Consider the following 21,782-nt stretch of genomic DNA (forward strand, 5'->3'; position numbering starts at 1 on the left):
CACCGCCGACACTGCCGAGCCGCACCGCGCCTCCCGGCTGCGCTGCGATGCGCCACCGGACGCACATCCCGCCCCGTCGGAACGGGGCGCGATGTGCGGAACGGGTGCGACCACGGCGAGTAAGCCGCCGCGGCGTCAGGCGGAGACGAGCTCCGGCGTGCCGGAGGCCGCGCCCGCGCGGACGGCCCGGTTCACCGCGGAGACGATCGCCTTGAGCGACGCGGTCGCGATGTCGGCGTCGATCCCGACGCCCCAGAGACGGACCCCGTCGACGTCGAGCTCGACGTAGGACGCGGCCTGCGCGTCCCCGGAGGCACTCATCGTGTGCTCCGAGTAGTCGTACAGCGTGACGGCGACGCCCTGCTCCTTCATCACCGTCAGGAAGGCGTCGATGGGACCGGTCCCGACGGCTTCGGCGGTGACGGTGCCCTCGTCGACGCGCATCGCGACCGAGAGCTTCGTCGTGCCGTCGAAGTCGCTCGACGTCGCGGTCTTCGTGATCTCGTAGCGGCCCCACTTGTCGTCGTCGACGTGCGCGGGCAGGTACTCGTCGTGGAACAGGTCCCAGATCCGCTCCGAGGTGAACTCGCCACCCTCGGCGTCCGTGCGCCGTTGGACGACCCCGGAGAACTCGATCTGCAGCTTGCGGGGCAGGTCGAGCGCGTGGTCGGTCTTCAGCAGGTAGGCGACGCCGCCCTTGCCCGACTGGGAGTTGACGCGGATGACAGCCTCGTACGAGCGGCCGATGTCCTTCGGGTCGACCGGCAGGTACGGCACCGCCCAGACCACGTCGTCGACACCGACGCCCTCGGCCGCTGCCCGGGCCTCGAGCGCCTCGAGGCCCTTCTTGATGGCGTCCTGGTGCGAGCCGCTGAAGGCCGTGTAGACGAGGTCGCCCGCCCACGGCTGGCGCTCCGGTACCGGCAGCTGGTTGCAGTACTCGACCGTGCGCTTGACCTGGTCGATGTCCGACAGGTCCACCTCCGGGTCGATGCCCTGCGTGAACAGGTTCATGCCGAGGGCGACGAGGTCGACGTTGCCGGTGCGCTCCCCGTTGCCGAACAGGCACCCCTCGATGCGGTCGGCCCCGGCCATGTAACCGAGCTCTGCGGCGGCGACGGCGGTGCCGCGGTCGTTGTGCGGGTGCAGCGACAGGATGACGTCCTGCCGGTGGGCGAGGTTGCGCGACATCCACTCGATCGAGTCGGCGTACACGTTCGGCGTCGCCATCTCGACCGTCGCGGGCAGGTTGATGATCACCTTGCGATCGGGGGTCGGCTCGAACACCTCGAGCACGGCGTTGCAGATCTGCACCGCGACCTCGAGCTCGGTGCCCGTGTACGACTCAGGCGAGTACTCGTAGAACACCGTGGTGTCGTGCTGCAGCCGGGCCTCGGCCGCCTTGCACATGTGCGCCCCGGCGACCGCGATGTCGATGACGCCCTGCACGTCGGTGCGGAACACGACCTCACGCTGCACGATGCTCGTCGAGTTGTAGAGGTGCACGATGGCCTGCTTCGCGCCGTCGATCGCCTCGTACGTGCGGTCGATGAGGTGTTCGCGCGCCTGGGTCAGGACCTGGATGGTGACGTCGTCGGGGATCGCGCCCTCGTCGATGAGCGAGCGGACGAAGTCGAAGTCGGTCCGCGAGGCGCTGGGGAACCCGACCTCGATCTCCTTGTAGCCCATCTGCACGAGCAGGTCGAACATCGCCCGCTTGCGTTCGGCGTCCATCGGGTCGATGAGCGCCTGGTTGCCGTCACGCAGGTCGACGGCACACCAGCGCGGTGCACGGTCGATGCGCTTGGTCGGCCAGGTGCGGTCGGGCAGGTCGACGGTGATCTGCTCGGCGAAGGGCACGTACTTGTGGATCGGCATCCCGGAGGGGCGCTGTGCGTTCTGCATCGGTTCGCTTTCGTCGGTGTGGTTCAGGAGCGGCCACGACGGACTCCGCGACGAGGTGGGCCGGTTGTCAGGCCTCGTCGCGGCGACGAAGGAGGAGGAGTGCCGAGGACATCGAGATCACGCTAGCACCGGAGGCGGCGCACGGCCCACCGTGTGACGCGTGGACGCACGGACGGGAGGCGCGGTGCCGACCGGCACCGCGCCTCCCGTCCGTCGTCCCGGCGCGACGACCTCGACCGGTCAGTCGACCGCGAGCGCCTCGGTCGGCGGCACGCGCATCGCCCGCCGGACGGGTGCCACGGTCGCGACGACCGCGAGGACGAGCGCGCCGACGACCACGATCGCGATCGTCAGCGGCGGCAGGACCGGCATGACCGGCGAGCCGAGCGTCCCGAGCAGCGTCTGTCCGCCGAGCCAGCCGTACGCGGTGCCGAGCACGAGCCCGGTGACGACGGCCGCCACGACCATCTGCACGGCCTCGGTGACGATCATCCGGCGGACCTGCGCGCCGGTCAGGCCCAGCACGCGGAGCAGCCCGAGCTCCCGACGGCGCTGCAGCACCCCGAGCGCGAGCGCGTTGACGACCCCGACGGCGGCGATCACGGCGGAGAACCCGACGATGACGCTGACCACCGCGTTGAGCTGCGCGAAGAAGCCCCGCTGCTCCTCGAGCATCGCCGGCGTGATGCCGCTCTGCCCGGACAGCGTGGACTCGGTGACGTGCTGCATGATGCCCAGCGCGACGGCGAAGGTCACCAGGAGCGTGACGCCGATCACGAGGCCGATCGTCGCGCGGGAGGACCGGGCCGGCGCGCGCATGGCGTTGCGGCCCGCGAGCAGGACCACGGGGTCGTTCGCCCCGATCCGGCCGATGGCCTGCAGGACCGGGGGCATCACGATCGTCGCACCGACCGCGACCCCGGCGAAGGACACGAAGCCGCCGAGGGCAGCCGGCAGCACGGCGAGCGGCGTGAGGGCGCTGAGGGCGAGCCCGACCAGGGCGAGGAGCGCGCCGCCGGCCATGAGGACGATGGCCCAGACCTTGCGTGCGGTGCCCGACCGGACGTCCTCGTGGCTGGGTTCGACGCTCGAGGACAGCGCCTGGAGCGGCGTGACCGTGAGCACGCGACGCGAGCCGGCAGCGAAGGCCCCCCACGTGGCGAGGACGACGGCGACGACGGGCAGCACGAGTTCCCACGGCAGGAGCGTGTAGGAGCGGTCGGGCAGGAAGCCGTTGCCGCGCAGGACCGCGACGAAGACGGCGGACAGGCCGGTGCCGACCACCGCGCCGGTGACGGCGCCGAGCAGTCCGACGAGCAACCCGGTCCGGGTGATCCGCGCCCGGAGGGTCGCGCCCGGAGCGCCGACGAGCCGCTGGAGTGCGATCACGCGGGTCTGCCCTGCGATGAGCGTCGCGCAGGTGTTCGCGGTGACGATGGCGCCGACGTAGAGGGCGATCCCCAGGAAGAGCCACCCGATCACGGACAGGATCTCCTTGACCGCCCCGACGTCGTCGAGCCCGGTGGCGGACATCGCCTCGGTGACGATGCCCGGCGCGATGACGAGCGCCGAGCCGAAGGTGGTGCCCAGCGCCGCGACCAGGACGGTGGGCGCGAACTGCCGGATCCCGTTCACGCTGCCGCCTCCATCCCGAGCATCGTCGCCGAGATGTCCGCGGCGGACATGCCCGGACGGTCCCCGACGATGCGGCCGTCGGCGAGGAACAGGATGCGGTCCGCGTTCGCCGCCGCGACCGGGTCGTGCGTGACCATCACGACGCTCTGCCCCCAGTCGGCGACGGCACCGCGGAGGATCGCGAGCACGTCGCGACCCGTGCGGGAGTCGAGGGCGCCGGTCGGTTCGTCGGCGACCACGACCGCGGGCCGCGAGGCCAGCGCACGCGCGATCGCGACGCGCTGCTGCTGTCCGCCGGAGAGCTGGTGCGGCCGATGTGTGAGGCGGTTGCCGAGCCCGAGCATCTCGACGAGCCGGTCGATCCACGCCGACTCCTCGCGGTCGGGCTTGTGCCCGCCGAGCAGGAACGGCAGTCGGATGTTCTCGCTGACGTCGAGGGTCGGCACGAGGTTGAAGGACTGGAAGACGAACCCGAGGCGGCGACGCCGGAGTTCGGTGAGCTCCCGGTCGCCGAGGCCGGTGATGTCCGCGCCGTCGATCGTGATGCGCCCGGAGGACACCTGGTCGAGCCCGGCCGCGACGTGCATGAGCGTCGACTTGCCGGAGCCGGACGGCCCCATCACGGCGGTGAACTCACCTGCCCCGATGTCGACGCTGACGTCGTCGAGCGCCGTCATCCGGCGCGCGGCGTCGCCGTAGTGCTTGGAAACGTGGTCGAGGCGGATGATCGGAGCGTGGTTGGTCATGAGTCCACGATCGCGTCCGGGAGGCCCGCGGCGCGTCCGTCGCCCGACTCGCATCCGTCATCCGCTCGGCTCGGATCGGCGGACGGCGTCCCCCTGACGGATGAGGTGTCAGTCGCCCTTGGTGACGAGTCCGTGCTCGTGCGCGAAGACGACCAAGCGGACGCGGTCCCGCAGCTCGAGCTTCGTGAGGACGCGGGAGATGTGGGTCTTCACCGTGGCCTCGCTGACGTACTCGTGCTTGGCGATCTCGGCGTTGCTGAGCCCCCGCGCCGCGAGGTCGAAGATCTCGCGTTCCCGTGGCGTCAGGTCGGCGAAGGCGGCCGGCGCGCTGGCACGCTGCTCGGCCGGGTCCTCGTACCGGCGGAGGAGTTCCCGCGTCGCCGAGGCCGCGAAGACCGTGGTGCCCGCGTGCACGGTCCGGATGGCGGCGAGCAGGAACTCGGGGTCCGCGTCCTTGAGCACGAACCCGCTCGCCCCGGCCCGGATGGCCTTCGCCGCGGCCTCGTCGAAGTCGAAGGTGGTGAGGACGAGCACCTTGGCGGCGGACCCGCTGGCGATGATGCCGGCGGTGGCGGTGATGCCGTCCATGACGGGCATGCGGACGTCCATGAGCACGACGTCGGGCCGGCTCTGTCGGACGAGTTCGATCCCCTCGGCACCGTCCCCGGCCTCCCCCACGAACTGCAGGTCCGGCTGGGAGCCGATGAGCATCCTGATGCCCGTGCGGAACAGCGCCTGGTCGTCGACGAGGGCGACGCGGATGCGCGGCGCGTCGGCGGTCGTGGTCCGCTCGCTCGTCATCGCGTGCTCGTCACCGTGTTGCTCGTCACCGTGTTGCTCGTCACCTGGGGCTCCGCTCCTGGTTCGTGGACGGGATCGTGTTCCGGGGCATCTGCCCGGTCGACGGCTGGGCCGGCATCCGGACGGCCACGGCGAAGTCCTCGCCGCGGGGTCCCGCTGTCATGCTCCCGCCGGACATCGTGGCACGTTCGCGCATGCCGACGAGCCCGTGCCCGGTCCCGGGGCCCGGGCGGTCGCCCTCGGCCCGCCGGTTCACGACGTCGATCTCGACCGTGTCGGGGCGGTAGGTCAGCCGCGCGCGGACCGGGGCACCGCGCTCCCCGTGCTTGTACGCGTTCGTCAGGCTCTCCTGCACGATGCGGTAGACGGCGAGCTGCGTCGTGGTGGGCAGCGCCGACGGGTCGCCCTGTCGTTCCACCTGCACGTCGAGGCCGACGTCCCGCATCTGTCCGACGAGCTGCTCGATGTCGTCGACGTCCGGGGTGGGGGCCGTGCCCTGCTCGTGCCGGAGGGCGCCGAGCAGTTCGCGGACGTCACCCAGGGCGCGACGGGCCGTGGAGCCGATCGTGCCGAGCGCTTCGTCGGCGACCGCGGGGTCGGCGCGCAGCGCGTACCGGGCGCCGTCCGCCTGCGCGATGACGACCGCGAGCGAGTGCGCCACGATGTCGTGCATGTCCCGCGCGATGCGCACCCGCTCCTGCTCGATCGCGACGGCTCGGTCTGCTCGGGCGGCGTCGCGCTCGGCGAGCAGTTGCGCCTCCCGGCTCATCCGCGCGGAACGGCGGGCGCGGACGGCGAGGCCGGCGAGCCACGGCAGCAGCAGGACGGCCAGGGTGAAGACGAACCACGTGATGCCGTAGTTCACCGACTCCATGAGGGACTCCGGACGACCGCCGATGCCGGAGACACCGTAGATCCGGACCCCCGTGTAGACGCCGGCCAGGACCGCGCCGACCACGGCGGAGACCAGTCCGAGCACCCGGACGCGTCGGCTGCCGTAGACGCTGGTGGTGTACACGACCCCGGCGACCATCGCGTCGGCGATGTTCGGGTCCTGCAGCGTGGCCATCTGGAATGCGGCCGTCACCCATGCGACGGCCAGACCGAGTCCCGGTGCCATCCGGCGGAGGGCGAGCGCCAGCGTCAGCCCGGCGATCGTCCCGAGCCCGGCCACCCCACCGACGTCCGCGCCGGAGAGGACCGTGATGAGGCCGCCCAACACGATGGCCACCGAGACGTCGACGACGATCTGGGTGCGCAGGAGTGGGCGGAACACCACTCCACGGTACGGCGCTCGACCCGACCCCGCGTCCGACGGCGGGATGATCCGGGTCAGAAGCCGAGACGTCCCAGCTGCTTCGGGTCGCGCTGCCACTCCTTGGCGACCTTCACGCGGATGTTGAGGTAGACGTGGCGACCCACGAGCGCCTCGATCTCCGCACGGGCCCGTGTCCCGACGTCCTTGAGTCGCCCGCCCTTGTGCCCGATGACGATCGCCTTCTGGCTGTCCCGCTCGACGAACAGGTTGGCGAAGATGCGCAGCGGGCCGTCCGGGTCGTCGTCGTCGTCCGGCTCGACCACGTCCTCGATGACGACGGCGAGCGAGTGCGGCAGCTCGTCGCGGACGCCCTCGAGCGCGGCTTCGCGGATGAGCTCGCCGATGCGCTCCTCGTCGGTCTCCTCCGTCACGGCCAGGTCGTCGTACAGCTGCGGGGACTCCGGCAGCAGCGACACGACCTCGTCGAGGAGGTCCTCGAGCTGCAGTCCCTCGGTCCCGGAGGTCGGGATGATCGCGTCCCACTCCCGCAACCGCGACACCGCGAGCAGCTGCTCGGCGACCTTCTCCTTGCCGGCGCGGTCGATCTTCGTGACGATCGCGACCTTCTTGGCCCGCGGGTACTGGTCGAGCGTGTCGTTGATGAACCGGTCGCCCGGTCCGATCGGCTCGTTCGCGGGGACGCAGAACCCGATGACGTCGACGTCACCGAGCGTGGACTGCACAAGGTCGTTGAGGCGCTCCCCGAGGAGGGTCCGGGGGCGGTGCACCCCGGGGGTGTCCACGACGATCACCTGTCCGTGCGGACGGTGCACGATCCCGCGGATCGCCCGTCGTGTCGTCTGCGGCTTCGACGAGGTGATCGCGACCTTCTGCCCGACGAGGGCGTTCGTCAGCGTCGACTTGCCGACGTTCGGACGACCGACGAAGGAGACGAACCCCGCGCGGTAGAGCGCGGTGGTCTCGGGTGCGGCGTCGGTTCCGGAGTCGGTCATGTGGTTCGTGTTCCCGTCGTGGAGTGGTCGGTGTCGCCGAAGGCCTGCTCGGCGGACTCGAGGTCGGCGGTGCGCTCCGCCAGGACCGTGATGAGGTGACGCCGCTTGCCCTCGACCCGGTCGGCCGTCAGCACGACGCCGGACACCGTCACGGTGTCCCCGGCGGACGGCAGGTGCCCGAGTTCCTTGGTGAGCAGGCCCCCGACGGTGTCGACGTCGTCGTCGTCGAGCTCGATGCCGAACAGGTCCCCGAGCTCGTCGATGGACAGCCGGGCGGAGATGCGCCAGTGCCCGGGTCCGATCTCGGCCCGGTCGACCACGGTGCGGTCGTACTCGTCGGAGATGTCGCCGACGAGCTCCTCGATGAGGTCCTCCATCGTCACGAGCCCCGCGACGCCGCCGTACTCGTCGACCACGAGGACGAGGTGGTTCTTGGCCAGCTGCATGTGCCGGAGGGTCTCGTCCGCCGGTTTCGACTCCGGCAGGAACTCCGCCGGGCGGAGCATCGTCCGCACGGCCCGCGTGCCCACCTCGGGCCGCTCGTACAGGGCGCGGGCGAGGTCACGGAGGTAGGCCACGCCGAGCACGTCGTCGCTGTCCCGGCCGGTCACCGGCATCCGGGAGACGCCGGTCGCGAGGAACTGCTCCATCACCGCGGCGACGGTGTCGTGCGCGTCCGCGGTCACCATGTCGGTCCGGGGCACCATGACCTCGCGGACGAGGGTGTCGCTGAACGCGAAGACCGAGTGGATGAGCTCACGGTCGTCCGCTTCGAGCACGTTGCTCTCGGTCGCCTCGTCGACGAGTGAGAGCAGCTGCTCCTCGCTCGAGACGCTCGAGGCGCTGCGGACACGACCCGGCGTCACCCGGTCGCCGATCGCCACGAGGAGACCGGCGAGCGGTCCGAGCACGATGCGCACGCCGCGGACGAGGCCCCCGGTGGCGGCGATGATGCCCTCGGCATGGGCCCGACCGACGCTCCGCGGGCTCGAGCCGACGAGCACGAACGACACCGCGGTCATCACGGCTGCGGACACGATCAGCGCGAGCCACCACGTGTCGAACACCGTGACGAGCGCGATCGTCACGAGCACCGCCGCCGCCGTCTCGGCGAGCACGCGGAAGAAGTTGAGGGCGTTGACGTGGGCACCGGGGTCGTCCGCCAGCGCCTCGATCGCGCGACGACGCTTGCTGCCGCGGGCGATCTCCTCGAGGTCGGCGCGCGAGAGCACCGACAGGGCGGAGTCGGCGGCCGCGAGCAGTCCGCCGAGGACCACCAGCACGAACGCCACCGCGAGCAGGACGGCGACGAGGAACACTGCGGTCACCGCCCCCGGCGCGCGGCGGCGAAACCACGGAGGATCTCGCCCTGCAGGCCGAACATCTCGGCCTTCTCGTCCGGCTCCGCGTGGTCGAAGCCGAGCAGGTGGAGCACCCCGTGGCACGTGAGCAACAGGATCTCGTCGAGGGTCGAGTGTCCGGCGGTCTTCGCCTGCTCCTCGGCCACCTGCGGGCAGACCACGATGTCGCCGAGGAGCCCGGCGGGGGTCGGCTCGTCCTCGGTGCCCGGGCGGAGTTCGTCCATCGGGAAGCTCAGGACGTCGGTCGGACCGGGCTCGTCCATCCACCGGATGTGCAACTGCTCCATCGCGCCCTCGTCCACGAAGACGATCGCGAGCTCGGCGTCCGCGTGCACGTGCATGGCGTCCAGCGCGAACGCGGCGAGCCGCTGCACCGCGTCCTCGTCGACCGCCACGCCCGACTCGTTGTTGAGCTCGATGCTCACCGGTTGCCTCCTCGGCGGTCGTCCTGGTGCTGGGAGCGGTGCCCGGCCTGCTCGGGGAGACGTTCTTCGTCGTACTGCGTGTACGCGTCGACGATGCGGCCCACCAGCGTGTGGCGGACGACGTCCTCGCTGCCGAGCCGGGCGAAGTGGATGTCGTCGACGTCGTCGAGGATGCGCGTGACGAGGCGCAGACCCGAGACGTTGCCGGGCAGGTCGATCTGGGTGATGTCACCCGTGACCACCATCTTCGAGCCGAAGCCGAGACGCGTCAGGAACATCTTCATCTGCTCGGGCGTGGTGTTCTGCGCCTCGTCGAGCACGACGAACGAGTCGTTCAGCGTCCGCCCACGCATGTACGCCAACGGCGCGACCTCGACCGTGCCGGCGGCCAGGAGCTTCGGGACCAGCTCGGGGTCCATCATCTCGTTGAGCGCGTCGTACAGCGGACGGAGGTACGGGTCGATCTTGTCCGTGAGCGTGCCGGGCAGGAACCCGAGCCGCTCGCCGGCCTCCACCGCGGGGCGGGTGAGGATGATCCGGGTGACCTCGCGCCGCTGCAACGCCTGGACGGCCTTCGCCATCGCCAGGTAGGTCTTGCCGGTGCCGGCGGGGCCGATGCCGAACGTGATCGTGTTCTCGTCGATCGCATCGACGTACGCACGCTGCCCGTCGGTCTTCGGGCGCACGGACTTGCCTCGGCTCGACACGATCGGGGTCCCGAACACGTTCGACGGGCTGCGCTCGTCGTCGATGATCCGCGCCGACGTCGGGATGTCCGACTGCCCGATGTCCTGACCACGCCGGACCATGCCGACGAGTTCGTCGACGAGGGCGCGGGCCCGGGTGACGTCGCGCTCGGGGCCGGAGAGCGAGACCTGGTTGCCGCGCACCAGGACGCGGACGCCCGGGTACTGGCGCTCGACGGTCTTCAGCAGGCGGTCCTGCGGTCCGAGCAACTGCACCATGGCGATGCCGTCGACGGTGAGTTCCGAGACGGAGACGGACTCCGGCTCGGTGGTGGCTGGTTCGTCAGCTGGCAAGGGTGCCTTCCTGCAGGTCTCCTGCGAGTACGTGCGCATGCACGTGGAACACGGTCTGCCCGGCGGCTTCGCCGGTGTTGAACACGAGTCGGAACTGGCCGCCGGCGCGTTCGTCGGCGATGCGCTGCGCCGTCGCCACGACGTGCGCGAGCAGCTCGGGATCCGCGTCCGCGAGTTCGCCGACGTTCGCGTACGCCTGGGTCTTGGGGACGACGAGCACGTGGACCGGGGCCTTGGGGGCGATGTCCTCGAAGGCGATGACGCGGTCGTCCTCGGCGACGATGGTCGCCGGGATCTCGCGCGCGACGATCTTCGTGAAGACGCTGGGCTCGGTGCTGGTCATGACTCCATCGTAGAACGCACGACCCGCGCCGCGCCTTCCCGGTCCGTCGACGCGGTCCGATCCGCGCCGGACCGTGACGTCGGGGTACGGATCGCCGACCTGGCGGTCCAGCGTGCGGGCCACCAGCGTCCGGGTCACCAGCGTCCGAGTCGCGCCTGCAGGACCGCCAGGGCGGCGGGTCCCGCCGTCGAGGTCCGTAGCACGGTGTCGCCGAGCCGCACCCGGACGGCACCGGCCGCTTCGAGCCGGTCGAGTTCGGCGGGGTCGATCCCGCCCTCCGGACCGACCACGAGGGCGATCTCGTCCGTATCGACCGGCGGTTCCCAGGTCGCGAGCCGGACCGAGGCGGTCGGTTCCAGCAGGACCAGCTGCCGGCGCGCCTCCTGGCCGGCTTCCACTGCTGCCGTTCCCGCGCCACCGGCGAGCTGCGCCGTCGTCACCGGGGCGACGACGTCGGGGACCCGCGAGCGCACGGCCTGCTTCGCTGCTTCCTGCGCGATCGCCGCCCAGCGGGCGCGGCCCTTCTCGACCTTCGGGCCCTCCCACCGCGAGACGCTCCGGGCCGCGGCCCACGGCACCACGCGGTCGACCCCGATCTCGGTGGCCGCCTGGACGGCCATCTCGTCGCGACCGCCCTTGGCGAGCGCCTGCACGAGCGTCAGCGAGGGGCGCGGTGCCGGGTCCACGTCCACCGCGGCGACGGTGAGCACGAGCGAGTCCTTGCCCACCGCGCTCACCGCACCCGCGACGACCGTGCCGCGCCCGTCGGACAGCCGGAGCTGTTCGCCGACCCGGACGCGCGCGACCGTCACGGCGTGGCGACCCTCGGCGCCGTCGAGCGACACCGTGCCGCCCACCGTGACGTCGTCGAGCGCGCCGACGAGGTAGAGCGAGGCCATCAGAAGTTGAAGAACCGGTCGCGGAGCTTGCCGAACATGCCCTGCTGGAAGCGGGACAGCTGCGGCGAACCGGCCTTGTGCGTCTTCGCGAGCTGCTCGACGAGCTGGCGCTCCTTGTGGGAGAGCTTCGTCGGGGTGACCACCTGCACGCCGACCTTCAGGTCGCCGCGACCCGAGCCCCGCAGCTTCGTGACGCCGCGGTCCTTGATCACGAGGACGTCAGCGCTCTGCACGCCCGGTCGGAGTTCGAGTTCCACCGGACCGTCGAGGCCGTCGATGGTCGTCGTGGCGCCGAGGATCGCGTCGGTCATCGGGACCTCGAGCGTGGCGAGCAGGTCGTCGCCGTCGCGGCTGAACACGTCGTGGTGGCGGACCCGGACCTCGAGGTACAGGTCGCCCGCGGGACCACCGGCCGGACCGACCTCGCCCTGGCCGGGCATCTGCAGGCGGAGCCCGGAGTCGACCCCGGCGGGCACGTCCACCGGGACCGTGCGGCGGGCGCGGACCCGGCCCTGACCCTGGCACGTCGGGCAGGGGTTCGGGATGACGGTGCCGTAGCCGCGGCAGGTCCCGCACGGGGCGCTCGTGACGACGTTGCCGAGCAGCGAACGGACCTGGCGCTGGATGTGTCCGGATCCGCCGCAGATGTCGCAGGTCTGCGGGCTCGTGCCGGGTGCACAGCAGGAGCCGCCACACGTCTCGCAGAGCACGGCGGTGTCGACCTCGAGGTCCTTGTGCGTGCCGAAGACGACCTCGTCGAGGTCGACCTCGAACCGCAGCAGGGCGTCCTGACCGCGCTCGGCGCGACTGCGCGGGCCGGTCCCCCGGCCACCGCCGCCGCCCCCGCCGCCGAAGAAGGCGTCGAAGATGTCGCTGAAGCCGGCGGCTCCGCCACCGCCGAACGGGCCGTCCTGGCCGCCGGCGTCGAAGCGGCGGCGCTGCTCCGGGTCGCTCAGCACGTCGTACGCGTGCGTGACGTCCTTGAAACGCTCCGCGGCGTCGGGGCTCGGGTTCACGTCCGGGTGGAGTTCACGGGCGAGCCGCCGGTACGCCTTCTTGATGTCGGCATCGGAGGCGTCGCGCGGGACGCCGAGGACGTCGTAGTGGTCTGCCAAGTGTTCCTCAGGGGGTGCGTGGGTGGACGGGGTGGGAAGCGCGCCGGGCGATCAGTTCTCGCCGAGCAGCCGGGACAGGTAGCGGGCGACCGCACGGACCGCGGCCATGTTCGTGCCGTAGTCCATCCTGGTCGGGCCGAGGACGCCCAGCCGGGCGATCTCACCGCGGGCGGCCAGGTAGCCGCCCGCGACGATGCTCGTGGCGTCGAGACCGTACTCGGCGTTCTCGGCACCGATGCTGGCGGCGACCGCGATGTCGTCGACCTGCATCTCGCCGAACAACCGGAGCAGGGTGACCTGTTCCTCGATCGCCTCGAGCACCGGGAAGAGGCCGCCGGAGAAGTCCTGCTCGCTCTTGGCGAGGTTGGCCGCTCCGGCCATCAGCAGGCGGTCCTGTCGGTTCGCCGCGACCTGCTCGACGAGGCTCGCGACGACCACGCCGGCGAGCGGCTGGACCTCGGGGCGCAGCTGACCCGGGATCGCCCGGAGCGCCTGCGGGGCGTCCTGCAGAAGCAGTCCGACCGTGGCGCCGTTCACGACGGAACGGACCTCGGCCAGCGCGGATTCACCGACGGCGACGTCGGTCTCGATGACGCGCTGCTCGACCCTGGCGGTGTCGGTGATGAGGACCACCATCAGCCGGGTGTCGGCCAGCCGGACGAGTTCGACGTGCTGGACGCGCGCGTGCCCCATGGTCGGGTACTGCACGAGCGCGACCTGGTTCGTCAGCTGGCTCAGCAGCCGGACCGTGCGGGTGAGGACGTCGTCGAGGTCGTTCGAGGCGCCGAGGAAGGTCTCGATCGCCTGGCGCTGTGCGCCGGAGAGCGGGCGCGCGGCCGCGAGGTGGTCGACGAACACCCGGTAGCCCTTGTCGGTCGGGACCCGGCCGGAGGAGGTGTGCGGGGCGATGATGAGCTGCTCGTCCTCGAGCTGCGCCATGTCGTTGCGGATCGTGGCCGCACTCACCCCGAAGGCATGACGCTCGACGATGGTCTTCGACCCGACCGGCTCCCGCGAGGCGACGTAGTCACGCACGATGGCCTTGAGGACCTCGAGGCTGCGTTCGCTGACCATCGGTTCCCCTTCCGCTCGTGCTGGCACTCTCACTGGTCGAGTGCTGATCTTACGCCCGACCACCGACGGCACGGGACTTCTGCACAGCAGCCTCGGTACGCTGCGGGCATGAGCTACGGACAGGAGCCCGGCGGCCCCGAGCAGCACCGCGACGACCGCGCCGGCGGCAAGCCCGACGGACAGCAGTACCCCGGGCAGTACCCGGGCGCTCCGCAGGCCGGCGGCGGGTACCCGGGCCCGGCCGGCGGGTCGCAGTACGGCGGGTGGCAGCAGCCCGGCCAGCAGTACCCGAACGGCTACCAGCCGCCGCAGCCGATGACCCCCGAGGACCAGCGCCTCTGGGCGACCCTGACGCACGTCGGCGGCATCTTCTTCAACCTCCTGGTCCCGCTCGTCGCCTACCTCGTCCTGCGGGACCGCGGACAGTTCGTCCGCGAGCACACCCGGGTGGCACTGAACTTCCACATCACGATGGCCATCGCCTACTTCGCCGGCGGCCTGACGTCCGTGCTCGGCATCGGGTTCCTCGTCATCGCGGCCGTCGCGATCGTGTCGATCGTGTTCGGCATCATGGCCGCCATCGCCGCGAACCAGGGCCAGTTCTACAAGTACCCGCTCTCGATCGAGTTCTTCAAGCCCTGACGTCGTCGGCCGGCTCGTCGAGCAGGTCGCGCACGACGGCGTCCGCCAGCAGGCGGCCCTGGATCGTCAGCTCCAGGGAGCCGCCGAGGGCGGCCCGTCCGTCCACGAGACCGCGCGCGATGAGCCCGGCGACGCGGCTCCGGGCCTCCTGTCGGAGCTCGTCGATGCGCAACTCGCCTCGCACGCGAGCGGCCAGGAGCACGCGCTCCACGTACCGCGTCTCGTCGTCCAGCGTCTCGCGACCAGCGGCCGGCGACTCGTCCTGCAGCACCCGGTTCGCGTACGCGGCCGGGTGCTTGACGTTCCACCAGCGCGTCCCGGCGACCGCGGAGTGCGCACCGGGGCCGATGCCCCACCAGTCGTGGCCCTTCCAGTAGGACAGGTTGTGCCGGCTGGCGTGCTGCGGGCCGCGCGCCCAGTTCGAGACCTCGTACCAGTCGTACCCGGCGTCCCGGAGCACCCGGTCGGCGAGCTCGTACATGTCCGCGGCCAGGTCGTCGTCCGGTGCGGGGAGTTCCCCCCGCGAGACGGCGCGGCCCATCGCGGTCCCGTCCTCGACGATGAGCGAGTACGCCGAGACGTGGTCCGGCGCGCACGCGATCGCGGCGTCGAGCGAGGTGCGCCAGTCGTCCAGGGACTCCCCCGGCGTCGAGTAGATGAGGTCGAGGCTGACGTCGAGACCCTGCTGCTTCGCGAGGTCGACGACGACCGGCACCCGCTCAGGGTCGTGCGTGCGGTCGAGGGTCGCGAGCACGTGCGGGACCGCGGACTGCATGCCGTAGCTCATCCGCGTGAAGCCGGCCCGCTGCAGGGTGGCGATCGAGTCGGCGTCGACGGAGTCCGGGTTCGCCTCGGTCGTGACCTCGGCCCCGGGCAGGATCCCCCAGGTGTCGTCGATCGCCCGCAGGATCATCGCCAGGTCGGACGCCGGCAGCATCGTCGGGGTGCCGCCACCGAAGAACACCGTCGAGACCGGGCGTCGCGGGACCCCGGAGCGCTCGAGCACCCGGTCGGCGAACGCGATCTCACGCAGGGCATGGCCGGCGTAGTCGTCACGGCGCACCCCGCGGAGCTCGGACGCCGTGTACGTGTTGAAGTCGCAGTAGCCGCAGCGCACCCGGCAGAAGGGCACGTGCACGTAGACGCCGAACGGGACGTCGCCCGCTCCGGGTGCCGGTGCGACCAGTCCGTCCGACGGAGCGGGATCGGCGATCGGGAGAGCACTCGGCATGGAGTCCATTGTCCGTCATCATGGACGGCATGGAGCACCACCCCGTCCCCACCACGGTCCTCTGGGACATCGACGGCACCCTCGTGCGCAACGCCGCCTCACCGGGCAACCTGTACCACCTGGCCCTCGAGCGCGCCCTCGGACGGGACCTGCCACTGCTCGTCGGCCACCAGCACGGCCGGACCGACGCCGGCATCATCGTCGAGCACGTCCGAGCGCACCACCTGGAGGACGACCTCGTGCCGACGGTGAGCGGGCACCTGCGCGACCTGTCGGAGGAGCGTCACCGGTCCGGGGACCGCCGCACGCCCGCCCCGGGCGCGATCGACCTCGTCCGGCGCTTCGCCGCGCTCGGGTGGCGGAACGGCCTGCTCACCGGCAACTCCGCGCACCGCGCCCGGATCAAGCTGCTCGGCGCGGGCTTCGACGTCGACGCCTTCGACTGGGAGCACTCGTACTTCGGCGACGAGCAGGTCGAACGCTCCGGGGTGACCGCCCTCGCGGCCGCCGCGCTCTCGGGCACCCGCGCCGTGATCGTCGGGGACACACCACGTGACGGCGAGGCCGCGGACGCCGTGGGGATACCGTTCCTCGCGGTCGCCACCGGCGTCTACGACGTCGACGCCCTGCGGTCGACGAGCGCGGTGGCGGTCGCGCGCGACTGCGTCGAGGACGCGCGCCTCATCGAGGAGGCGATCGCGGGGCTCCCGCCGCTCGCCGAGGCACAGACGACCCGCCCGTCGTTCGATGGCGGGCCTCCCGGGCAGCGTTGAGCGTGGTCAGCTCGACGGGTGCGGCCGCTCCGGCCGGATGCGGCCTGATGCGGCCGGGTCTGCCGGTGTCGCCGGAGCTGGCGGTCCCGCCCGGTCAGTCGCCGCGGAGCGCGGCCAGGTACTTCTCGGCCATCACGCGCTGCTGACGACGCAGCAACGGCGCCACGAAGCGCCACTTGCGACTCGCCGGCTGGGAGAACTGCCGGACCTGCAACCAGACCGAGCCGTCCGACGTGCGCTCGACCACGAAGGACTCCTCGCCCGACAGCGGGTGCCCCTCGAGCGTGCCGTAGGCGAAACCCTTGCGGTCACGCTCGTCGATGATCGCCACGACGCGGACCGGTGCCTGCACCGTCTGCCCGAAGGCGTGCATCGTCAGCGTCGCCGTCGTGCCCGCGGTCAGCAGCGGCGTGCCGTCCGGCGTGGTCTTCTCCACCCGCGGGGTGCCGATCGAGGCCGGAGCGATGGGGACGCCCTGCTCGTCGAAGGTGACGGGGTTGTAGCGGACCTCGTCGTCCTCGGGCATGTCCTCGACCCGGACGCCCATGCCGCTGCGCTCCTGGATCTGCCATGTCATCGCCTGCATGACCGCGGTCTCGAAGCGCTGGTCACCGTGTCCGATGCGGGCGCGGGACTCCGCCGGGGTGAAGCCCTCCGGCGGGTAGGTCATGAGGTCGGAGGCCTGCGTGGCGCCGACCGCGCCGTACGTCAGCGCCGTCCGGTGCTGGCCGCGGCTCACTTCTTCTTCTCTTCCACGTCGCCGGAGAGCGCTGCGATGAAGGCCTCCTGCGGGACCTCGACCCGGCCGATGGTCTTCATGCGCTTCTTGCCCTCCTTCTGCTTCTCGAGGAGCTTGCGCTTGCGGGTGATGTCGCCGCCGTAGCACTTCGCGAGGACGTCCTTGCGCATCGCGCGGATGCTCTCGCGGGCGATGATGCGGGCACCGATCGCGGCCTGGATCGGCACCTCGAACTGCTGACGCGGGATGAGTTTCCGCAGGCGCTCGGTCATGAGCGTGCCGTACGCGTAGGCCTTCTCGCGGTGCACGATCGCGCTGAACGCGTCGACCTGGTCGCCCTGCAGCAGGATGTCGACCTTGACGAGGTCGGCGGCCTGGTCACCGGTGGGCTCGTAGTCGAGACTCGCGTACCCCTGCGTCTTGCTCTTCAGCTGGTCGAAGAAGTCGAAGACGATCTCGCCGAGCGGGATCTCGTAGCGGATCTCGACACGGTCCTCGCCGAGGTACTCCATGCCGAGCAGGGAGCCACGGCGCTGCTGGCAGAGCTCCATGATCGCGCCGACGTAGTCCTTCGGCGCGAGGATCGCCGCGCGCACCATCGGTTCGCGGACCTCGACGATGCGCCCCGTCGGGAACTCGGACGGGTTCGTGACCTCGGTGACGGTGTTGTCCTCGGTCGTGACCTCGTAGACCACGCTCGGCGCGGTGGTGATGAGGTCGAGGTCGAACTCACGACGCAGGCGCTCGGTGATGATCTCGAGGTGCAGCAGGCCGAGGAACCCGCAGCGGAAGCCGAAGCCGAGCGCCACCGAGGTCTCCGGCTCGTACACCAGGGCGGCGTCGGACAGCTTGAGCTTGTCGAGCGCTTCGCGGAGGACCGGGTAGTCGCTGCCGTCGATCGGGTACAGGCCAGAGAACACCATCGGCTTCGGGTCGGTGTACCCGGCCAGGGCGTCCGTCGCGGGACGCTGCGCGCTCGTCACGGTGTCGCCGACCTTGGACTGGCGCACGTCCTTCACGCCCGTGATGAGGTACCCGACCTCGCCGACCGACAGGCCCTTCGTCGGGCTCGGCTCGGGGCTCGACACCCCGATCTCGAGGATCTCGTGCGTCGACCTGGTCGACATCATCTGGACCTTCTCGCGCGGCTTGATCGAGCCGTCGATCATGCGCACGTAGGTCACGACACCGCGGTAGCTGTCGTAGACGGAGTCGAAGATCATCGCGCGGGGTGCGGCATCGACGGTCCCGACCGGGGCCGGCACCGTCCGGACCACCCGGTCGAGCAGCTCCGCGACACCTTCGCCGGTCTTGCCGGACACCCGGAGGACGTCCTCCGGCTCGCCGCCGATGAGCTGCGCCAGCTCGGCCGCGTACTTCTCAGGCTCGGCGGCCGGCAGGTCGATCTTGTTGAGGACCGGGATGATCTCGAGGTCGTTCTCGAGCGCCAAGTACAGGTTCGCGAGCGTCTGGGCCTCGATGCCCTGCGCCGCGTCCACGAGGAGGATCGCGCCCTCGCACGCCGCGAGGGACCGCGAGACCTCGTACGAGAAGTCGACGTGCCCCGGCGTGTCGATCATGTTCAGCGCGAAGGTCTCGCCGTCGAGCTCCCACGGCATGCGCACGGCCTGCGACTTGATCGTGATGCCGCGTTCGCGCTCGATGTCCATCCGGTCGAGGTACTGCGCACGCATCGCCCGGTCCTCGACGATGCCGGTGATCGACAGCATGCGGTCGGCCAGCGTGGACTTGCCGTGGTCGATGTGCGCGATGATGCAGAAGTTGCGGATCGCGGCGGCCGGCGTCGAGGCGGGCTCGAGCGGCGCAGATGCTTGTGGGCTCACGGTTCCTCGGGGTGGGTCGGACGGTTCGTCGATTGTCCCATGCTCGCGCCTCGGCGGCGCGCACGGACGGGAGGCGCCGACCGGCACCCGACACCGGTCGGGCCGGCGCGTCCCCGCGACGACGCTGCTCAGACGTCGGTCGCGTGCGCTCCGACGGTCGGGACGGGCAGGGCGCCGAGCCCACGGCGGAGGTCCTCGGCCGTGGCCGCCAGGCACACGCGGATCCACCCCTCGCCGGTGCGGCCGAACGCGCTGCCCGGCGCGACCGCCACCCGTTCGCGCTGCAGGAAGGCGAGCGCCCACTCGGCCACGTCGCCGTCGGTCGCGTGCGACACGTCGATCCAGAGGTAGAACGCGCCCTTCGGGTCGTTGTACCGGATGCCGGCGGCATCGAGCACCCCGGTCGCGATCTCGAGGTTCCGGCGGTAGTGCTCACGGGCGTCCTGCACGGGCGAGTGGTCGCCCACGATCGCCGCCAGCGCAGCCCACTGGTCGGGCTCCGCCACGCAGCTGATGATCGACTCCTGCACGGTGCGCATCGTCGGGCCGAGGCCCTTCGGCGTCACCAGGTACCCGACCCGCACACCCGTCATCGCGTACGTCTTGCTCAGCGAGAAGGCCGAGAACACCCGGTCGTCCTCGTCGAGCGAGGCCAGGCTGACGTGCCGGGTGCCGTAGGTGAAGTACTCGTAGACCTCGTCGCTGATCACCCACAGGTCGTGCCGCTTCGCCAGTGCCAGCAGGTCCCGCAGTGTCTGCTCGCCGAAGACGGAGCCGAGGGGGTTGGACGGCGAGTTGACGACGATGGCGCGCGTGCGGTCGGTGATCCGCGCCTCGAGGGCCGCCAGGTCCGGCTCGAACCCGTGCGCCGGGGACAGCTGGTAGGGCACCGGGTCCGCGCCGATGATGTGCGCGTTCATCGTGAAGGTCGTGTAGCCGGGGTCGGGCACCAGCACCTCGTCGCCGGGCGAGAGCACGAGCGTCATCGCGGTGAACAGCGCCTGCGTGGCGCCGACCGTGACCCACACCTGCTCGAGGTCGACCTCCATCCGGTTCTCGCGCCGCAGCTTGTCCTGGATCGCCTGCCGCAGCTGCGGGATGCCGCCGTTCGGGCCGTAGTCGGTGCGGTCCTCGGCCCAGGCGCGGCGCGCGGCGTCACCGATGTGCTTCGCGACCGGGACGTCCGGCTCACCGATGACGAGCATGGTGACGTCGTCGAGGAGCGCAGCCTGCTCGAACACCCGGCGGATGCCCGACGGCGGGACGGTGTCGATGCGGGGTGCGAGGGACGGCATGTCGACACCGTATCCGCTCCGCTCGTGGCGCCACGCGGACCGTGTCGGGCTTTGGTCGGGACGGGTCGGCCTGGTAACGTTTGTCGCTGGCTTACGCGTTCCGTCGCCCACGGGTGGAACGCGATGCGACGAAGGGCCCCTCTACCCGGGATCGCAACCACCCGTCCGAGACGAAACCAGGAGCAACACGCATGGCGAACATCAAGTCGCAGCTCAAGCGCATCAAGACCAACCAGAAGGCCACCGACCGCAACAAGGCGTACAAGTCGGAGCTGAAGACGTACATCCGTCACACGAACGAGGCCATCGCCTCGGGCGACAAGGACAAGGCCGTCGCCGCCCTGTCGCTCGCCGCGAAGAAGCTCGACAAGGCCGTGAGCAAGGGTGTCATCCACAAGAACCAGGCCGCGAACCGCAAGTCGGCCATCGCGAAGAAGGTCTCCGCGCTCTGATCTGAGTCGCTGACGACGAAGGCCCCGCACCGGTGGTGCGGGGCCTTCGTCGTTCCCGGGGGTCGCCACGGCTGTGAGGCTCGCTGTCGGCACGGCCGGGAGGCTCGGTCCCCGTCAACGCTCCTCGCCGCGTCGGGCGATGGTACGGACCATCAGCTCCAGCGCGAAGTGGGCGTCGCGGAAACCGCCCTTCACGGCCGCATCGGCCGCTGCGATGCTCATGATGGCGTTCGCGAGACCGGCTTCACTCCACCCGGCGACGTCGCGCTGGGCACGTTGCACCTGCCACGGCGCCAGACCGAGGGCGGAAGCGGCCTGCCCGCTCGACCCGCGGTAGGAACTCACCTTCGCCATCGTGCGGATCTTGCTCGCGAAGGCGGCGACGATCGGGACCGGGGCCTCACCGGTCGCGAGGGCGTGCCGCAGTTCGACGATCGCCGGAGCGGAACGACCGGCGAGGGCGATGTCGGCCACCTTGAACGCGTTCGTCTCGACCCGGCCGCCGTAGTACTTGTCGACGGTGCGGTCGGTGATCTCGTCGGCCTCGTCCGCGAGGAGCTGGCGACATGCAGCGGCGAGTTCGGCGAGGTCGTCGGCGAACGCGGCGACCAGGGTGCGGACGGCCGAGGGTGCGATCTTCCGGCGGGCGGCGCGGAACTCCGCGTTGACGAAGTCGATCCGGTCGGTGTCGCGCTTAATCTCGTCGCACTGGACCTCGATGCCGCCACCGACCCCGCTGCGGACGGTGTCGAGGAGCTTCTTGCCCCGGACTCCCCCACCGTGTCGGAGCACCAGGGTGACGTCGTCCGCCGGGGCCTGCAGGTACGAGATGCTCTCGGTGATGAAGGCGTCCGTGCACTTCTCGACGTTCGTGACGCGCACGAGCCGGGGTTCACCGAACAGCGACGGGCTCGCCAGCGTGGCCAGCAGGCCGGGCGCGTACTGGTCGGCTTCGAGGTCGTGCACCTCGAGCGCCGGGTCCTCGCCGACGAGCAGGTCCCGGAGCATGCCGATCGACCGTTCGGCGAGGAACGTCTCCGCACCCGTGACCAGGACGACCGGTGCCGGCCGGATCGCCGACCACGGGACCTGGTCGATCTTCGCTGCGGCGCGCGCGGGCTTCTTGGCGGGCATGCGGGTCCTTCCGGTGGTGCTGGGTGGCGACGCCGGCCCTTCCGCTGCACAGTCGGC

21 protein-coding genes are annotated in these 21,782 nt (G+C 71.1%); 3 read left to right on the plus strand and 18 right to left on the minus strand.

Going from position 1 to position 21,782, the window contains the following annotated elements; all coding sequences use genetic code 11:
• Positions 1 to 135: 135 nt before the first annotated feature.
• From leuA to hrcA, 13 genes are all read right to left on the minus strand, one after another.
• Entirely contained in the window at positions 136 to 1,905 is a 1,770-nt protein-coding gene (leuA, locus tag DEI83_RS03020) for a 2-isopropylmalate synthase (RefSeq protein ID WP_111080310.1), read from the minus strand.
• A 240-nt stretch (positions 1,906 to 2,145) separates the two neighbouring features.
• Positions 2,146 to 3,540, minus strand: coding sequence for an ABC transporter permease (locus DEI83_RS03025; protein WP_111080311.1), 1,395 nt, complete (start codon positions 3,538 to 3,540; stop codon positions 2,146 to 2,148).
• Positions 3,537 to 4,286: an ABC transporter ATP-binding protein gene (locus tag DEI83_RS03030; RefSeq protein ID WP_111080312.1), complete on the minus strand. Its 750-nt coding sequence runs from the start codon at positions 4,284 to 4,286 to the stop codon at positions 3,537 to 3,539. The genes DEI83_RS03025 and DEI83_RS03030 overlap by 4 nt, the downstream gene beginning before the upstream one ends.
• Positions 4,287 to 4,394: 108 nt before the next feature.
• A complete protein-coding gene (locus DEI83_RS03035; protein ID WP_111080313.1) occupies positions 4,395 to 5,087 on the minus strand; it encodes a response regulator transcription factor in 693 nt (230 codons plus the stop codon).
• 40 nt (positions 5,088 to 5,127) lie between these two features.
• Positions 5,128 to 6,363 carry a sensor histidine kinase gene (locus tag DEI83_RS03040; RefSeq protein WP_111080419.1) on the minus strand — a complete coding sequence of 412 codons (1,236 nt, stop codon included), beginning with the start codon at positions 6,361 to 6,363 and terminating at the stop codon, positions 5,128 to 5,130.
• Between the two features lie 56 nt (positions 6,364 to 6,419).
• On the minus strand, positions 6,420 to 7,358 hold the full coding sequence (gene era, locus DEI83_RS03045) for a GTPase Era (RefSeq protein ID WP_111080314.1): 939 nt from the start codon (positions 7,356 to 7,358) through the stop codon (positions 6,420 to 6,422).
• The gene (locus DEI83_RS03050) at positions 7,355 to 8,686 is read right to left on the minus strand and encodes a hemolysin family protein (protein WP_309146580.1); all 1,332 of its coding nucleotides are present in this window, start codon (positions 8,684 to 8,686) and stop codon (positions 7,355 to 7,357) included. The genes era and DEI83_RS03050 overlap by 4 nt, the downstream gene beginning before the upstream one ends.
• A complete protein-coding gene (gene ybeY, locus DEI83_RS03055; protein WP_111080316.1) occupies positions 8,683 to 9,144 on the minus strand; it encodes an rRNA maturation RNase YbeY in 462 nt (153 codons plus the stop codon). The genes DEI83_RS03050 and ybeY overlap by 4 nt, the downstream gene beginning before the upstream one ends.
• Positions 9,141 to 10,109: a PhoH family protein gene (locus DEI83_RS03060; protein WP_258371048.1), complete on the minus strand. Its 969-nt coding sequence runs from the start codon at positions 10,107 to 10,109 to the stop codon at positions 9,141 to 9,143. Before DEI83_RS03060 ends, ybeY begins: the two co-directional genes overlap by 4 nt.
• Positions 10,110 to 10,173: 64 nt before the next feature.
• Positions 10,174 to 10,527 (minus strand): histidine triad nucleotide-binding protein, encoded by a 354-nt coding sequence (locus DEI83_RS03065; protein WP_111080420.1) that lies wholly within the window; start codon positions 10,525 to 10,527, stop codon positions 10,174 to 10,176.
• Between the two features lie 134 nt (positions 10,528 to 10,661).
• Positions 10,662 to 11,426 (minus strand): 16S rRNA (uracil(1498)-N(3))-methyltransferase, encoded by a 765-nt coding sequence (locus tag DEI83_RS03070; protein ID WP_111080318.1) that lies wholly within the window; start codon positions 11,424 to 11,426, stop codon positions 10,662 to 10,664.
• Positions 11,426 to 12,541, minus strand: a complete 1,116-nt coding sequence (gene dnaJ / locus DEI83_RS03075) for a molecular chaperone DnaJ (protein WP_111080319.1) — start codon at positions 12,539 to 12,541, stop codon at positions 11,426 to 11,428. Before dnaJ ends, DEI83_RS03070 begins: the two co-directional genes overlap by 1 nt.
• Before the next feature lie 51 nt (positions 12,542 to 12,592).
• Positions 12,593 to 13,615, minus strand: a complete 1,023-nt coding sequence (gene hrcA / locus DEI83_RS03080) for a heat-inducible transcriptional repressor HrcA (protein WP_111080320.1) — start codon at positions 13,613 to 13,615, stop codon at positions 12,593 to 12,595.
• A gap of 108 nt (positions 13,616 to 13,723) precedes the next feature.
• On the opposite strand from hrcA, the gene DEI83_RS16180 reads away from it, so the two are divergent.
• Entirely contained in the window at positions 13,724 to 14,257 is a 534-nt protein-coding gene (locus tag DEI83_RS16180) for a DUF4870 domain-containing protein (protein ID WP_258371032.1), read from the plus strand.
• On the opposite strand, the gene hemW is transcribed toward DEI83_RS16180, so the two are convergent.
• Positions 14,247 to 15,488, minus strand: a complete 1,242-nt coding sequence (hemW, locus tag DEI83_RS03090; RefSeq protein WP_111080422.1) for a radical SAM family heme chaperone HemW — start codon at positions 15,486 to 15,488, stop codon at positions 14,247 to 14,249. The genes DEI83_RS16180 and hemW overlap by 11 nt on opposite strands.
• A 29-nt stretch (positions 15,489 to 15,517) precedes the next feature.
• Here hemW and DEI83_RS03095 point away from each other — a divergent pair, with 29 nt between their 5' ends.
• A complete protein-coding gene (locus DEI83_RS03095) occupies positions 15,518 to 16,261 on the plus strand; it encodes an HAD family hydrolase (RefSeq protein ID WP_181431048.1) in 744 nt (247 codons plus the stop codon).
• Between the two features lie 94 nt (positions 16,262 to 16,355).
• On the opposite strand, the gene DEI83_RS03100 is transcribed toward DEI83_RS03095, so the two are convergent.
• The 3 genes from DEI83_RS03100 to DEI83_RS03110 all read right to left on the minus strand — a co-directional run bounded on the left by DEI83_RS03100 (position 16,356) and on the right by DEI83_RS03110 (position 20,139).
• On the minus strand, positions 16,356 to 17,000 hold the full coding sequence (locus DEI83_RS03100) for a DUF1990 family protein (RefSeq protein ID WP_258371033.1): 645 nt from the start codon (positions 16,998 to 17,000) through the stop codon (positions 16,356 to 16,358).
• Entirely contained in the window at positions 16,997 to 18,844 is a 1,848-nt protein-coding gene (gene lepA / locus DEI83_RS03105) for a translation elongation factor 4 (RefSeq protein WP_111080322.1), read from the minus strand. Before lepA ends, DEI83_RS03100 begins: the two co-directional genes overlap by 4 nt.
• Before the next feature lie 128 nt (positions 18,845 to 18,972).
• Entirely contained in the window at positions 18,973 to 20,139 is a 1,167-nt protein-coding gene (locus tag DEI83_RS03110; RefSeq protein ID WP_111080323.1) for a pyridoxal phosphate-dependent aminotransferase, read from the minus strand.
• 191 nt (positions 20,140 to 20,330) lie between these two features.
• Between DEI83_RS03110 and rpsT the strand changes: the two genes are divergently transcribed.
• Positions 20,331 to 20,591: a 30S ribosomal protein S20 gene (gene rpsT, locus DEI83_RS03115; protein ID WP_110889633.1), complete on the plus strand. Its 261-nt coding sequence runs from the start codon at positions 20,331 to 20,333 to the stop codon at positions 20,589 to 20,591.
• Between the two features lie 114 nt (positions 20,592 to 20,705).
• On the opposite strand, the gene holA is transcribed toward rpsT, so the two are convergent.
• Positions 20,706 to 21,725 (minus strand): DNA polymerase III subunit delta, encoded by a 1,020-nt coding sequence (gene holA / locus DEI83_RS03120; protein WP_111080324.1) that lies wholly within the window; start codon positions 21,723 to 21,725, stop codon positions 20,706 to 20,708.
• Between the last annotated feature and the right edge of the window lie 57 nt (positions 21,726 to 21,782).

Source organism: Curtobacterium sp. MCBD17_021 (assembly GCF_003234525.1).
Lineage (GTDB): Bacteria > Actinomycetota > Actinomycetes > Actinomycetales > Microbacteriaceae > Curtobacterium.

What these genes read in the sequence shown, in the direction of transcription:
- DEI83_RS03110 (WP_111080323.1), bottom strand. Translation starts at nt 20,139, where the DNA reads ATGCCGTCCCTCGCACCCCGCATCGACACCGTCCCGCCGTCGGGCATC.
- era (WP_111080314.1), bottom strand. Translation starts at nt 7,358, where the DNA reads ATGACCGACTCCGGAACCGACGCCGCACCCGAGACCACCGCGCTCTAC.
- DEI83_RS03030 (WP_111080312.1), bottom strand. Translation starts at nt 4,286, where the DNA reads ATGACCAACCACGCTCCGATCATCCGCCTCGACCACGTTTCCAAGCAC.
- DEI83_RS16180 (WP_258371032.1), top strand. Translation starts at nt 13,724, where the DNA reads ATGAGCTACGGACAGGAGCCCGGCGGCCCCGAGCAGCACCGCGACGAC.
- DEI83_RS03065 (WP_111080420.1), bottom strand. Translation starts at nt 10,527, where the DNA reads ATGACCAGCACCGAGCCCAGCGTCTTCACGAAGATCGTCGCGCGCGAG.
- holA (WP_111080324.1), bottom strand. Translation starts at nt 21,725, where the DNA reads ATGCCCGCCAAGAAGCCCGCGCGCGCCGCAGCGAAGATCGACCAGGTC.
- hrcA (WP_111080320.1), bottom strand. Translation starts at nt 13,615, where the DNA reads ATGGTCAGCGAACGCAGCCTCGAGGTCCTCAAGGCCATCGTGCGTGAC.
- rpsT (WP_110889633.1), top strand. Translation starts at nt 20,331, where the DNA reads ATGGCGAACATCAAGTCGCAGCTCAAGCGCATCAAGACCAACCAGAAG.
- DEI83_RS03070 (WP_111080318.1), bottom strand. Translation starts at nt 11,426, where the DNA reads ATGGCCTCGCTCTACCTCGTCGGCGCGCTCGACGACGTCACGGTGGGC.
- DEI83_RS03060 (WP_258371048.1), bottom strand. Translation starts at nt 10,109, where the DNA reads ATGGTGCAGTTGCTCGGACCGCAGGACCGCCTGCTGAAGACCGTCGAG.
- hemW (WP_111080422.1), bottom strand. Translation starts at nt 15,488, where the DNA reads ATGCCGAGTGCTCTCCCGATCGCCGATCCCGCTCCGTCGGACGGACTG.
- leuA (WP_111080310.1), bottom strand. Translation starts at nt 1,905, where the DNA reads ATGCAGAACGCACAGCGCCCCTCCGGGATGCCGATCCACAAGTACGTG.
- DEI83_RS03095 (WP_181431048.1), top strand. Translation starts at nt 15,518, where the DNA reads ATGGAGCACCACCCCGTCCCCACCACGGTCCTCTGGGACATCGACGGC.
- DEI83_RS03035 (WP_111080313.1), bottom strand. Translation starts at nt 5,087, where the DNA reads ATGACGAGCGAGCGGACCACGACCGCCGACGCGCCGCGCATCCGCGTC.